This window comes from Roseburia sp. AF12-17LB (assembly GCF_003479605.1).
Classification (GTDB): domain Bacteria; phylum Bacillota; class Clostridia; order Lachnospirales; family Lachnospiraceae; genus Roseburia_C; species Roseburia_C amylophila.
This window is the reverse complement of sequence record NZ_QUHR01000003.1, coordinates 333944-347454: the sequence shown is the minus strand read 5'-3', so window position 1 is coordinate 347454 and position 13511 is coordinate 333944. Positions and strand designations below refer to the sequence as shown.

Sequence of the window (13511 nt, the reverse complement as noted above, 5' to 3'; positions counted from 1 at the left end):
GCACTTGACTTTTAATCAAGTTGTCCGGGGTTCGAATCCCCGATGTCTCATTAGTTAAAAATGGCGGAAATACTGATAAATACAGTATTTCCGCCATTTTTGTGAGTAATCGGAAGTAGTGCTAAGTAAGCCTAAATATTCATCTTCACCCCATCTTCAAGGGCATTTTTGAACCCCTTCATCTTCAAAAATTAATTGAATTTTTTACTACTTCCTGCACGTTTTCTTTCTGTTCCAGAACATGATTATAAACCTCTAAAACCATCTCCTCAGAATCACCTAATAATTGTGCAATTCTTTTAATACTGATGTTTGGCATCTGATAACATAAGTTTGCACAGTAATTATGCCGAAAGATATGCGCGGTCAGTCTGGTTATTATTTTAATCTTATTTGACCCACTGGCAGCAACATTCATTTTGGAAATAATATTAGACCACATCTTATTATAAGCAGAAGCAGTCATATATTCATTATTGGCAGAATAGAAGAGATTGGTTCCTGGTAAGGCCTTTATGTATTCTGAAATAAATTCATTAAAAATGGTGGTATGGGAACTATACGATTGCCATTTACGGATTTTGTACCCTTAAAGTAAGGATTATTGCCATCAAAGGGCTAAAGCCTTGTTTACGGTCAATTCATTACGTTCTAGGGATATATCAAATATAGTAAGCAGCCTTTCAAATAACCTGATTGATTTTGATACTCCTATTCATGTGGTGAAAGGTTTTCAGGGTGATAATTTGGAAGAATTGCAGACCAACCTGAAGACAAAAAAATAATTGGTGTGGATGATGACGGCGGTGTTGATGTCAAGACCGTGGATGTGCCATATCAGACGAGACAGGCAAAACTTGAATTGGATGAAAAAAATATTTACCGGTTTGGAATGGGGGTGAATACAGCAGGACTTAAGGACACAAATGCAACAACCAATATAGCAATTAAGGCAGCCTATTCTTTACTAGATTTAAAGTGTTCCAAACTGGAAATAAGATTAAAGCAGTTACTTAGAAGGCTTTTGAAGCTGATTATTGTTGAAATCAATGAAACTGATGGTACAGATTACCACTGCAATCAGGTTTACTTCGAATTTAGCCATGAAGTCATGTCAAATGAGCAGGAAAATGAACCCGCTGAAGCACAAAAGGCTTTAGATGGAGTGAATGCAGATGAATCAGAGACAAAAGGAAATATATTGACTTCTTGTGGGCAACAACAAAAAGAAACGGATGAGCAAGAAGTGTCTAAAACAACAGAAACAACAGAAACAGATTTTACCGACAAAGGACAAAGTGAATTGTCAGAATTAGAGAAACAAATTGAAGAATTTGAAAAAGGCACTTCAGATGAAACAACTATTACACAGGATATTCTTAGAGGTGAATGGAGAATGACAAGTAAGGATGACCTTGTAAATGGTGGATTTCAACCAGAAACAGTAAAACTAGGCAATCTTGAAGTGGATTATGATACTAGTTCAAAGGATTCCAAGATTATATTTACGGATGATGAATTTATGATTTTCTATGATGAACCAGAAGTAAAATATGGAGAAGAAGAAAAACGGTATAGTAAACTTATGAACGATATTACAGTGTCTGGTTTGTATCGTGTTATTAATCAGGATAATTTTAACGAGGAAAAGGACTCGTATGAATCAGAAATAGAGTTATTGATAACAAATGTTTCTCCTAAATATGGATTTATGAATACTGATATATATTCTGAGCTGAATTCATTAATCGGGACGACTATCAATAAAGAAGTAAAATTTTACACTTTTTACGAAGATTGGTCGAATGTAACAGAAGAAGAACTTAATGAATATGAGATAGAGGTGCATGAAGAGGTAAATATAAGTATTGGGGGAGAAATTACAATGAGTGGATTCATATACTATGATGAACCGATTTTGAGCAAAGGTTATCCGATGACTTGTGGATGGTTGTCACAATCTGATGATGAACAACTATATACAGGATATTCACGAACTAAAACGAAAAACACATTGAATTTAAATAAGAAAGAGAAAAAAGGAGTATGGCTATATGATGTGACACCGCAAGAAGAGGTTGAAACAACAGAATAAATGTATAGAGAAAAAGGAATGACTGCATTTTTTAATTGTAGCATTTCTTTTTCTCAGCTTTTGTTTCAATAGTTATTGTATTAAAAATTATGACATGGAGGAAAGAAACATGGGAATAACGTTTAAAAGTGTTCGGCAAAACAACATCGTGGAGTTGATATTTTGGCGTTCATCTATTTTTAACAGCATTTTTGAATCCCTTCGTCTTTATTTCATTAAAAAAAGAAAGTCAAAAAGTAATTCATAAAAGAAAGCTAAAGATAAGCTATATACATGCGAAACAATAATAAGTATAATATGATATGTAAATTGTTGTGGGCAAATAGAAGTTAAAAACAAGAAGAGCGCAAAAAACGGAGGTATTTTTATGAGAAAATTTAAAGCAGTGGATGCAGTTTGTATTATGGTACTTGCGGGAATTGTAGGTTTCTTTATGGGGGATTTTTTGGACAATTCAATGGGAGGAGCTATTTTATTTTCGATGGTTGCGGGATTTGCCTGCGTTGTTCATGCAATCGGTGATAGAGAAGAGTGAATGAAGAGGAAGAGTGAACGGAAAAGAAGAGAGAACGCAAAGGAAGTGTAAATGAAAAGGAAGATTAAAAATAGAATGAAAAACAAGATTACAGGGAAAATGAAAAGATTTGGCATAGTATGTATTTTAGTTATGGGGCTATTGCTTACTGGCTGTAATAATAAATTTGCAAAAGAGCAGTACGATTCAGATATTCAGATAGCAGAGGGTGGGGACCGGTATGCTAAAACAAATAGTGTATTGAATAATTATGGAAATAATGTGACATACACCGTTGGAAAATTTGATGGCAGGGAGACACTCTGGGAAGCGAATTGCAGCAGCGCGACGTGGGTAGATATAACGCTTGTGTTTACGCTGGATGAAGGAAAAGCAAAGCTGGTGCAGATTGATGAGGATGGAAATGTGTCAACGGTGGTGGAATGTACGCCGGATTCTGAAGTGAATGAACTGACTACCTATTCTATTCAGTTGAAAGAGGGAAAAAATCGACTGAAGTTCGTAGGATATGATTGTAAGAATGTGACATTTTATATGGAAATCAAAGAATCATAAAAAATTAAGTATTATTTCCTCCGTTCTGTGATATGATACTGCTGTACGAAGAAGACAGAAAAAATGCGACCTGGAGGAATGATTATGATAACATATATGAATGCGTCACGAAGAGATATGGAGAATCTGATGAGTACCCGGCTGGAGATGCTTCGGGAAGTAAATGATTTGTCAGAGGATGATATATTTCCGGATAATCTGGTCGACAGCAGCAGATTGTATTTTGAAGATGGCAATCAGACGACAATTCTGGCAATGGATGGAAGAAAAGTAGTTGGCTGTGCATCGGTCAGCTATATTGAGGTCATGCCGACATTTGTCCATCCTACCGGAAAACGTGGACATATTATGAATGTATATACGAAGAAGGACTATCGTGGACAGGGAATTGCCCGCCACATGATGGAACTTCTGATAAATGAAGCCAAATTGCGTGGTGTGACAGAACTGAGTCTGGATACAACGGAGAGTGGCAGAGCCTTGTATCATGCCTGCGGATTTACCGAATCCAAAGAATGTATGGTTTTAACATTAGAGCGGGGAAAATAAAAATTTCATAAAAACCCATGCACAAGGAGGAGAAGTATGAGAAAAATCTTGGTAACTGGTGGCACTGTATTTGTGAGTCGGTTTATTGCAGAGCATTATGTGGCAAAAGGTGATGAGGTTTATGTGTTAAATCGAAACACCAGACCGCAGTCGGCGGCTGTAAAACTGATTCAGGCAGACCGGCATGCAATCGGTGATGCACTGCAGGGACTGCATTTTGACCTGGTAATTGATACCGCATATACCAGGGAAGATGTGGAGGATTTGCTGAATGCATTGGAAAGTTACAAAGATTATGTTCTTATAAGTTCAAGTGCCGTATATCCGGAATATGCGCCGGCACCATTTACGGAAGAAATACAGCTTGCAGAAAATGTGCACTGGGGTGCATATGGAACAAATAAAATAGCGGCTGAGACAGCACTGATGCAGAGAAATCCGAAGGCATATATCCTTAGACCGCCTTATTTATATGGACCGATGAATAATGTATACCGGGAAGCCTTTGTATTTGACTGTGCATTGGAAAACCGGAAATTTTATCTGCCACAGGAGGGCGGCATGAAGCTGCAATTTTTTCATGTGGAGGATTTGTGTAGATTTATAGATATTCTGGTGGAAAAACAACCAAAGCAGCATATTTTCAATGTTGGAAATAAAGAAAGCATATCCATTCGTGACTGGGTAACTCTGTGCTATCAGGCGGCAGGAAAGCAGCCGGAGTTTGTGGAAGTTCCAGCGGAGGAAGAACAGCGCAATTACTTCAGCTTTTATAATTATGAATATGCACTGGATGTCAGGAAACAGCTTGCACTTATGAAAGAAACAAAGCCATTGGCGGATGGGTTAAAAGAAGCTTATGACTGGTATGTGGCAAATCAGGATAAGGTAAATAAGAAGCCATATATTACATACATAGAGGAACATCTGACATGAAATAGGATATTTCACAAACTGGGAATTTCTTTCGATTAGAGTTTCGGTGGTTGCAGAGAAAAGAGCAAAATAGTATAATAAACGAAATAAAAATCTGAGACAGACGCAGATTTACAAGACACAGGATAGAACGGAGAAAACATGAGCGTATTTCAGGTAGAATTAAAAAAAGTAGTAGATGACAGCTATGAAATAGAGATTGGCTACCAGTTGCAGGAAAAATTAATTGATGATTTAAAAAATGGACTGGTTGGGAAGATTAAGAAGTTTGCGGTAATTACAGATAGCATTGTAAAGGAACTTTATGCAGAACACATTGCTGAACTGCTGCAGGAAGCAGGTTATCAGGCAAAGGAGTTTGTCTTTGCAGCAGGAGAAACCAGTAAGACCAGAAAGACAAAGGAAGAAGTAGAAGATGCCATGCTTGAGGCTGGCTTTCGGAGAGACTGCTGCATCATTGCCGTGGGCGGCGGTGTAGTGACGGATTTGTCTGGATTTCTGGCAGGAACCTATGGCAGAGGCGTGCCATTTATTAATTATGCTACGACACTTCTGGCGGCGGCAGATGCATCGGTCGGAGGAAAGACAGCAGTAGATACGCCATTGGCAACGAATCTGATTGGGCTGTTTAATCAGCCGGAGAAGGTATATCTTGATATTGCTGCATGGAAGACATTGCCACAGCGGCAGCTCTCCAGTGGTATGGCAGAGACAATCAAGCATGCCTGCATGGCAGATAAGGAAATGTTTGAATTCCTGGAAAAACATATGGAAGATATTTTCGCGGGAGACAGAGAAGCCTGTGAATACATCGCAAAGAAGAACTGTCAGATAAAATATGCCGTGGTAATGAAGGATGAAAAAGAACAGGGCTTAAGGGAAATCTTAAATCTTGGACATACCGTAGGACGTGCCATAGAAACAGTCAGTGATTATAAACTACTTCATGGGGAAGCACTTTCCATTGGAATGATTGCACAGACGGAACTTGCCCACAGACTTGGTTATATGACAGAAGAAGAGAAGGCAGAAGTGAAGAATCTGCTGGAGAAAGCGAAGCTGCCGGTAGAGATTCCGGAATATATCGATAGAGAAGCGCTGGTTAAGAAATTATATACGGACAAGAAAGTCCGGGATGGAAAACTTCGTTTCGTAGTAGAAAAAGGAATTGGCGGAATCGTGGAATTTGAAGAGGGTGTATTTGCAACACCGGTAGAGGAAGCTGTCGCAAGAGAGATTATTATGAATATGAAATAGAAAAAGATGACATTCCGGGTGGCTTATGTTATACTTGGAAAAACAAAGTGACGCAGGGAGGGTGCTTACTATGGTTATATTTATTGGAATTCTGATATTCGCCGCAATGATTGGATTTTATGCCTGCTTCGGACGTAGAATCAATGAAAATATCGGTTCTGGATTCGGAAAAGAGTACATGAAAGATAAATGGGGAATGGATGAATAAAAGAGCGGTTTCAGAAAGCCGGATGGGTTGACCATCCGGCTTTTTTTCCGCTATTTTCATAGCGTGTGTTTCTTGCAGCTTATAGAAAAACATAGCCTACTTTTTAATACTTGCACGCCGTTTGACCTTTTCCTCGTAGAGGATTGCGTCGGAATGCTTTAATATGTCTGTTAAGTCCATCTGCGGATTACAGTAGAAGTCGTAGATGCCGACAGAGATTTCTACATAGAAAGGTTTATCGCATAAGGCATTAAAAGCATCACTCTCTGTTTTCAGATTCTTTAAAAGCTGTTCTTTGAAATCCGGTATATCTGTTAAGATAAAGGATACAAATTCATCTCCACCGAGTCTTGCAGTAATGGCATCTTTCGGCAGGCATTTCCGGAGCCGTTCAGATACGGTACGCAATGCAAAATCACCGGCAAGATGTGAGAAACAGTCATTGATTTCTTTTAAGTGGTCTAAGTCACCAAAGAGAAGATAAGCCTTTTTGCCGGAATTGGATTCAATTGCATGGGATGCCCGTTCCATAAATCCACGGCGGTTCAAAAGCTGGCTTAAATCGTCATATTCAGAGATATAACTTAAGATGCTGTTCTGCTCCTGAATGACTTTCATGGAATCCTGCAATTCTTTCTGAATCTGGCGTTCGCTGGCATTTAACTGGATAAAATGCAGGAGTGCACCAATCTGGAGGCTGCAAATCTGCATAAAGGAAATATCTTTCTGTTCCACTTCGCAAAGCAGCAGACCGAACTGTTCATCTCCGGAAAAGAGGATAAATGATGTATAGCAGTGGCTGTGTTCCTTTGGAAGAAAACTGGAAAATCCATTGGCAGTCGTTACTTTTGGACGTTTGCCCGGTTCATGGTAGACTGATTTTTCATCATGGTAATATGCTGCCAGATAGATTTCATCCGGATACTCTGCAAGCTCATTTTCCTGATGAATGACCGGTTTGTCAAAGAAGAAAAAGAAGGAACTTTTGACATTCATTAGATGCAGCCGCTCCATGATATGTGTAATCGTTTCTTTGAAATTGGCACCGGAGTTAATCAAATCTCTTGTAAAGGAAGGTACAAACCAGGCTTTCCGGTTAGAATCCATGATTTCTTTTTCCAGCCGGAAGACATCCGCAGAATGAACGTATTGCTGGGTAAAGGATAAAATGCCGGAAAGCTGTGTCTGCAGCGGTTCTTCCTCCGAGAAGTTAATCAGTGTACGGAGTAATGAAGTAAGTTGCTCTAAGAGCATTTCCCCGGAAATATGGGGATATGCAGTAAGCTTTCTCAGATAACGAATCAGAGGCTCGTTGGAGAAGTCAGTTCCCTTCCGGATAAAGATTTCTTCATATATATTTTCAAAATATGCATGTAGAACTTCGGTATAGTAATTACGATCTTTTTCGTATGAAATGGAAGAGAATAATTCCTCAGCCATAGCATCGACCTGCTGGTGTATAAAATCGTGCAGCTGCTCCATGCTGATATGACGCAGTGTGGTAAAGCCGGTGTGCAGCTGGCAGCCGCAGGAGCTTCTCTGGTGAAAAATGGCTGACATCCGGCAGGATTGTGGCTTCTTTCCCTGACAGAGCATCAGTGCATTCTGCAATGCCTGGTAGCTGAACTGGAAACTGCTGTGGGAAACACTGGTCAGTGGTGGTTCCATGGTTTTGGCGTGGTCAATGTCGTCAAAGCCGGTAATGGCAATATCGTGTCCCACCAAAAGGTCTCTTGCAGCACAGACGCGGTATCCTGCCTTTGCCATATTATCATTTGCAAAAGCAATTGCCTCTAATTCCGGGTTGTGGTCTAGAATATATTCCACCTGCTCGGTGACAAGCTCTGAGTAGTTGCCATAGACGACCATATCATTCGTGACCGGAAGCTGATGTTCCGCCATAACATCGCGGTAGGCTTTCAGCCGTTCATTGGAGTCTTTGTTGTTAGCTGGTCCTGCTACAAAAGCAATCTTACGATAGCCATGGACATTCACAAGATGCTCGATACATTGCCGCATGCCGTTGTAGTTGTCCGCAATCAGGTATGGAATGTCAGGATCGTCCGGTGTGTCCTCTAACATCAGAAATGGAATATCTTTATAATGGGAAAGAAAGTCTGCCTTTACCTGGTTGCTTTTAAAAATAGAAAGAGAACCATAGGTAATAATGAGTGCATCTGGTTTGGTAAAATGCACATAATCATAAATCGTATCAAACTGATAATTATAGTCCCCGTCAAAACTGCAGGATAAAATATCTTTACAATATTGTGGCATCTGAGGTCCCATCAGAAAAATAATATTGATATCTTCTTCTCTGGCACAGGTATAGAAGCCTCGAAGTAAGTCTTCTGAGTAGCTGGACTGGGTGTCACCTAACATAATTGCAATGGTTGGTCTCTGGTTGTTCTCCATAATGTGCCTTTCTCTGGTAAAAAAAGTTGCTTCGGCATTGTAAAAGCCGTTCTTATGATTGACTTAAGTATAACATAAAACGATTAAGTAGAAAAGAAAATAAAAATATTACTGGACAAAAAATGTGATATATGCTAATATAGTTGAGCGTGTGAAAGAACTGAATAACGATGCGTGGCTCAGCTTGGTAGAGCGCTGCGTTCGGGACGCAGAGGTCGCAGGTTCAAATCCTGTCGCATCGACGAAAAAAACGAGTACACTGTTAGGTGTGCTCGTTTTTTATATGAAGATTTCTACCCAAACATTGTCTGGAATCATCCTGTCATGTTATAATGAGCGTAAGCAAGCCAACATATAAGCGTGATTGGCGAGCTGCAATTGTTTATCAGGAGTTGATTTTCACTTGATAAATGAAATGGTTGGAAAATAATACAATAAAGGAGAAGACACAATATGAGTATGGAACCGGATTTTCTTACTTTGACAATCGGAAAACAGAAAAATATTGCATTGATTGCCCATGATGGAAAGAAAGCAGAACTGATCCAGTGGTGTAAAGACAATGCAGAGACTTTAAAGAAACATTTTCTGTGTGGAACAGGAACAACTGCAAAGATGATTACAGACCAGACGGGACTGCCGGTTAAGGGCTATAATAGTGGCCCGCTGGGTGGAGACCAGCAGATTGGTGCCAAGATAGTAGAGGGAAAAATAGACTTCGTTATTTTCTTTTCAGACCCGCTTACTGCAGCACCTCATGACCCGGATGTAAAAGCATTGCTTCGTATTGCCCAGGTCTATGACATTCCGATTGCCAATAATAAAGCGACCGCAGATTTTATGATTCATTCTGAACTGATGGATGAAGAATATAATCACAATGTGATTAATTTTAATAAGAATATCAGACAGCGGGCATCGACGATAAAGTAATGTCAGCTAAACTACGAGAAACACGCAAAGCGTGTTTCTCACATAAAAAGGAGAGGCGGTGTGAATACTCACACCGCCCCTTTTTCCTTTTAATTATCCTGGTATTATCCCTCAATGGAAATATATTTCTTTTCTTCCACAGCAGGTTTTGCTTCTTTCTTCGGAACGGTCAGAGTCAGGATACCATTTTCAAAACCGCCTTTGATGTCATCCTGAGTAACGCCATCTCCGACATAGAAACTACGCTGGTAAGAGCCATAGTAACGTTCTTTACGGATATATTTGCCATCTTTGTCTTTTTCGTCCTTGTTGTCCTGGTGTTTGGCATTGACGATGAGGTATCCGTCTTTCAGCTCAGCCTGGATATCTTCTTTCTTAAAGCCCGGAAGTTCAAATTCCAGTTCATATCTGTCGTCAAATTCCTTAACGTCAGTGTTCATGGCAGCGCGGTTGTCTGCAGCAGGAGCATTGTAAGCTCCGAATGGAAATACATCATCGAATATATCATCTACAAAGTTGTTTGAAAAAATACTTGGTACTAACATAAGTCATTCCTCCTGAAAATAATTGTTGTAATTAATAATAATGTTTTTTATTTCTGTGAGCTTCTCTGGCTTCTTCAACAGCCTCATGGTCGGCTACATTAATTTTTGTTTTTACTTTCTTCTTCTTTAATGGATGTTTTGGATTTTTATCTGACATAATAACATGCTTCCTTTCTTTTACATCATCAGATATCTGAAATACAATGTCTGAAATTATCCTTCAATTGCAATATATTTGTGGTCTTCTACTGCAGGTTTTGCTTCTTTCTTCGGAACGAAGAGTTTTAAAATACCGTGTTTAAATTCGCCCTTGATATCTTCTTCGGTAACGGCATCGCCAACATAAAAGCTTCGGCTGCAGGCTCCGGAATAACGTTCCTTACGGATGTACTTGCCGGATTTCTTATCTTTATCATCCTCATCCAAGCCTTTGGCGGCACTGATGGTCAGGTAACCATTTTCTAAGGAAGCACTTACTTCGTCTTTCTTAAATCCAGGTAAATCAATGACCAGTTCGTAACCATTGTCCTGCTCCTTTATATCTGTCTTCATCAGACGTGCGGCTCTACGACCGTAAAGTTTTTTCTCAGTTTTTTTCATATCCATGTTATCGTCCATCCATGGAAAATCCTCAAAGAAGTCATCAAATAAATTCTCTCCAAAAATACTAGGCATCAACATAAGTCATCTCTCCTTTTTTAAATAAATCTATCTATGCTTGTTTACCTTGTTTCTTTGGAACCGGGATGTTTTAGGAACCTCTTTTTGTTCCTCTCCTTTGTTCTGACTACGTTATAGCACCAATTATTAGCACTGTCAAGAGGTGAGTGCTAATAAAATTGTGAAAAATTTGTGAAAAAACACAAATTGTGCAAAAACAAAGAAAAAACATGGGAATGCACTGTAAAAACAAATGAAATATATGGAGATATAATGCAGAAATATAGGGGGAAAATAAGAGGCAGCATGATAAAAAGGAAAGAATATTGCAGGAACTATGAGACTGTGTTATGATTTCTATAACTTTGCGTCATGGAAATTATGAGTTTAGGAGAAAAAACAAAATGAAGGCACAGAATGAGAAAAGAAGTACATTTTCGGGGAAGATAGGGTTTGTATTATCAGCAGCAGGCGCTTCTGTGGGACTGGGAAACATATGGAGATTCCCATATCTTGCGGCAAAGTATGGGGGAGGAATCTTTCTGCTGATTTATATTATACTTGCACTGACTTTTGGATATACGATGATTATGGCGGAGACTTCTATCGGAAGAATGACGAAGAAGAGCCCGGTGGGAGCATATCATACCTTTGGAAAATCCCGCTGGCTCTCTTTCGGTGGCTGGATAAATGCGATTATTCCGGTTTTAATCGTGCCATATTATTCTGTAATTGGCGGCTGGGTAATGAAATATCTGGTGGAATATATCAGGGGAAATGGCAGTAAGCTTGCATCGGATGGATATTTTTCTGATTTCATTTCCAGCGGACTTTCCACAGAAATCTGCTTTGCTTTTTTTGCAGTATTTACGTTGGGGATTATCTTTGCCGGCGTCCGGAATGGTATTGAACGGGTATCCAGATTTATGATGCCGGTGCTGGTTGTTCTTTCTATATTAATAACGGTTTATTCCGTAAGCAGACCGGGAGCATTAAAAGGAGTTAAATATTTTCTGATTCCAAATTTTGAAAATTTTTCCTGGATGACGGTAGTAACAGCCATGGGACAGATGTTTTATTCCCTGTCCATTGCCATGGGAATTCTCGTTACTTTTGGTTCTTATATGAAGAAGGAAGTTTCTATTGAGGAGTCCACGAAGAACGTGGAAATCTTCGATACAGCGATTGCCATGATGGCAGGGCTGATGATTATTCCGGCAGTCTTTGCATTTTCCGGTGGAAATCCGGAAACACTGCAGGCGGGTCCATCATTGATGTTTATTACGATTCCAAAAGTATTTGACAGCATGGGACTTGGAACCGGAGTCGGAATTTTGTTTTTTGTACTGGTGCTGTTTGCAGCAATCACAAGTTCTATTGCATTAACGGAAAGTGCAGTATCGACTTTTGAAGATGAACTGGGCTGGGAAAGACGGAAAGCAACGGTAATTGTCGGCATTGTAATGCTTCTTCTGGGAAGTCTTTCCACACTGGGATATGGACCATTGGCGAACGTAAAAATTATCGGAATGCAGATTCTTGATTTCTTTGATTTCCTGACGAACTCCGTGATGATGCCGATTGCGGCTATTGCAACCTGCCTTCTGGTATCAAGAGTGGTGGGAGTGCAGCGGATTGAAGAAGAAGTAACCCGGGGCGGCAGCCCGTTCCGCAGGAAAAAGATATTTACAGTGATGATAAAATACCTTTGTCCGATCTTTGCAGCGATTATTTTAATCAGTTCCATAGCAAATGCTTTCGGCTGGATTCAGATGTAATGAATGACAAATTAAGAAAATACAGAAATGCAACTACGAGAAACACGCTTTGCGAGTTTCTCGAGTTATCGCGGTGCTCGTCAAATCTGCATGCAAGCATGCGATTTTTCTCGCTACTCGCGTAATCAAAAAGAGCGTTCTTTCCTAATTAGGAAAGACGCTCTTTTTGGACAGAATCATATTATGAATTTGCCATATCCTTAACGGCATTCAATGCCTTCTGGACTGGTGGCAGACAGATAATGATTAATGTAATAAGTGCTTCTGCACCAAGGTATGCACCGTTGTAAGCAAGAGAGTATACCACTGCATTCGGGAATTCTTCCGGAGCATACATGCCGAAGAAAATCCAGCCGGAAAGGAATGCGAAGAAGTATCGGCCTAATACACCAGCGATATAACCTTTGATAAGTCCATGTTTGGATTTGCTGAAAAGTCCGGAAAGTCCTAATGCACCAAAGGCGAAGAGGTAGTCCACTAACATCTGTGGAACACTGATGATGTAAGGGTCAACGACTAACTGCAGAATTCCGTAAGCAAAAGCTGCGGTTAAGCCGGCACCCAGACCGTACCAGTAACCAATCAGAACGATGAATAACATGCTCAGTAAAGTAACGGAACCGCCCATTGGCATATCGAAAAGTTTAATCATGGAAGTTACCATGGCAAGGGCAATTGCCATAGCCGAAAATGCAAGCTGCTTTGCACTGAATTTCTTCTTTCCACCGAAGATAGCACAGCCAATCAGAAGAATGGCAATCATGATGATAACGAGGGCTGTAAAACCTGCGGTGGTAAGCTGGTAAGATGAGCCGTCGTATGTTGCAAAAATTGACATAAAAAAATCCTCCTTAAAGATGATACTCTGCCAGGAGGTTGAACTATGTGCTTCCTTACGCCGGTATTATCCGGTTCAAGTAATAAGGGTCAACGCAGATGCGTTTCTCAGCCAAAGGCGCCCCTAGCAAAGTGATGTTTTGTTTTCAGTTTGTAATGGTAACAGTGGTAGTATAAAATGTCAAGTGTTAATTTTCTGAAAAAGATT

The 13511-nt window shown here is 39.9% G+C and carries 15 protein-coding genes, 1 tRNA gene and 1 riboswitch; of the genes, 10 read left to right on the top strand and 6 right to left on the bottom strand.

Going from position 1 to position 13511, the window contains the following annotated elements:
• Positions 1–184: 184 nt before the first annotated feature.
• A complete protein-coding gene (locus DWV68_RS15060) occupies positions 185–580 on the bottom strand; it encodes a tyrosine-type recombinase/integrase (protein WP_334294286.1) in 396 nt (131 codons plus the stop codon).
• Between the two features lie 174 nt (positions 581–754).
• Here DWV68_RS15060 and DWV68_RS06165 point away from each other — a divergent pair, with 174 nt between their 5' ends.
• The 7 genes from DWV68_RS06165 to DWV68_RS14370 all read left to right on the top strand — a co-directional run bounded on the left by DWV68_RS06165 (position 755) and on the right by DWV68_RS14370 (position 6135).
• Complete coding sequence (locus DWV68_RS06165; RefSeq protein WP_118087934.1) at positions 755–2095, top strand: phage portal protein; 1341 nt, start codon at positions 755–757, stop codon at positions 2093–2095.
• Between the two features lie 367 nt (positions 2096–2462).
• Complete coding sequence (locus DWV68_RS14375; protein WP_156454672.1) at positions 2463–2630, top strand: hypothetical protein; 168 nt, start codon at positions 2463–2465, stop codon at positions 2628–2630.
• A 75-nt stretch (positions 2631–2705) separates the two neighbouring features.
• Positions 2706–3185: a hypothetical protein gene (locus DWV68_RS06160; RefSeq protein ID WP_147326032.1), complete on the top strand. Its 480-nt coding sequence runs from the start codon at positions 2706–2708 to the stop codon at positions 3183–3185.
• An 84-nt stretch (positions 3186–3269) separates the two neighbouring features.
• Positions 3270–3734, top strand: a complete 465-nt coding sequence (locus DWV68_RS06155) for a GNAT family N-acetyltransferase (protein ID WP_118665303.1) — start codon at positions 3270–3272, stop codon at positions 3732–3734.
• A 36-nt stretch (positions 3735–3770) separates the two neighbouring features.
• Positions 3771–4670, top strand: a complete 900-nt coding sequence (locus DWV68_RS06150) for an NAD-dependent epimerase/dehydratase family protein (protein ID WP_118665301.1) — start codon at positions 3771–3773, stop codon at positions 4668–4670.
• Positions 4671–4811: 141 nt separating this feature from the next.
• Positions 4812–5927 (top strand): 3-dehydroquinate synthase, encoded by a 1116-nt coding sequence (gene aroB / locus DWV68_RS06145; protein WP_118665299.1) that lies wholly within the window; start codon positions 4812–4814, stop codon positions 5925–5927.
• 70 nt (positions 5928–5997) lie between these two features.
• Complete coding sequence (locus tag DWV68_RS14370; protein WP_156454671.1) at positions 5998–6135, top strand: hypothetical protein; 138 nt, start codon at positions 5998–6000, stop codon at positions 6133–6135.
• Between the two features lie 96 nt (positions 6136–6231).
• Here DWV68_RS14370 and DWV68_RS06140 read toward each other — a convergent pair whose 3' ends face one another.
• Positions 6232–8550 (bottom strand): GGDEF domain-containing protein, encoded by a 2319-nt coding sequence (locus DWV68_RS06140; protein WP_118665297.1) that lies wholly within the window; start codon positions 8548–8550, stop codon positions 6232–6234.
• 168 nt (positions 8551–8718) lie between these two features.
• Here DWV68_RS06140 and DWV68_RS06135 point away from each other — a divergent pair.
• Both DWV68_RS06135 and DWV68_RS06130 read left to right on the top strand, forming a co-directional pair.
• Positions 8719–8792 (top strand) — tRNA-Pro (locus DWV68_RS06135).
• A 217-nt stretch (positions 8793–9009) separates the two neighbouring features.
• Entirely contained in the window at positions 9010–9483 is a 474-nt protein-coding gene (locus tag DWV68_RS06130) for a methylglyoxal synthase (protein ID WP_117842334.1), read from the top strand.
• A 104-nt stretch (positions 9484–9587) separates the two neighbouring features.
• Here DWV68_RS06130 and DWV68_RS06125 read toward each other — a convergent pair whose 3' ends face one another.
• Genes DWV68_RS06125 through DWV68_RS06120 form a run of 3 tightly spaced genes read right to left on the bottom strand, consistent with a single transcriptional unit; the run spans position 9588 to position 10709 of the window.
• Positions 9588–10028 (bottom strand): Hsp20/alpha crystallin family protein, encoded by a 441-nt coding sequence (locus DWV68_RS06125; RefSeq protein ID WP_118087929.1) that lies wholly within the window; start codon positions 10026–10028, stop codon positions 9588–9590.
• Positions 10029–10059: 31 nt separating this feature from the next.
• On the bottom strand, positions 10060–10185 hold the full coding sequence (locus DWV68_RS14865; protein ID WP_279222409.1) for a hypothetical protein: 126 nt from the start codon (positions 10183–10185) through the stop codon (positions 10060–10062).
• A gap of 56 nt (positions 10186–10241) precedes the next feature.
• Positions 10242–10709, bottom strand: a complete 468-nt coding sequence (locus DWV68_RS06120; protein ID WP_117842324.1) for an Hsp20/alpha crystallin family protein — start codon at positions 10707–10709, stop codon at positions 10242–10244.
• Positions 10710–11092: 383 nt separating this feature from the next.
• On the opposite strand from DWV68_RS06120, the gene DWV68_RS06115 reads away from it, so the two are divergent.
• Entirely contained in the window at positions 11093–12466 is a 1374-nt protein-coding gene (locus DWV68_RS06115; RefSeq protein ID WP_118665295.1) for a sodium-dependent transporter, read from the top strand.
• A gap of 181 nt (positions 12467–12647) precedes the next feature.
• On the opposite strand, the gene thiT is transcribed toward DWV68_RS06115, so the two are convergent.
• Complete coding sequence (gene thiT / locus DWV68_RS06110; RefSeq protein WP_118056963.1) at positions 12648–13304, bottom strand: energy-coupled thiamine transporter ThiT; 657 nt, start codon at positions 13302–13304, stop codon at positions 12648–12650.
• A 35-nt stretch (positions 13305–13339) separates the two neighbouring features.
• Positions 13340–13439: riboswitch (TPP riboswitch) on the bottom strand.
• Positions 13440–13511 lie beyond the last annotated feature (72 nt).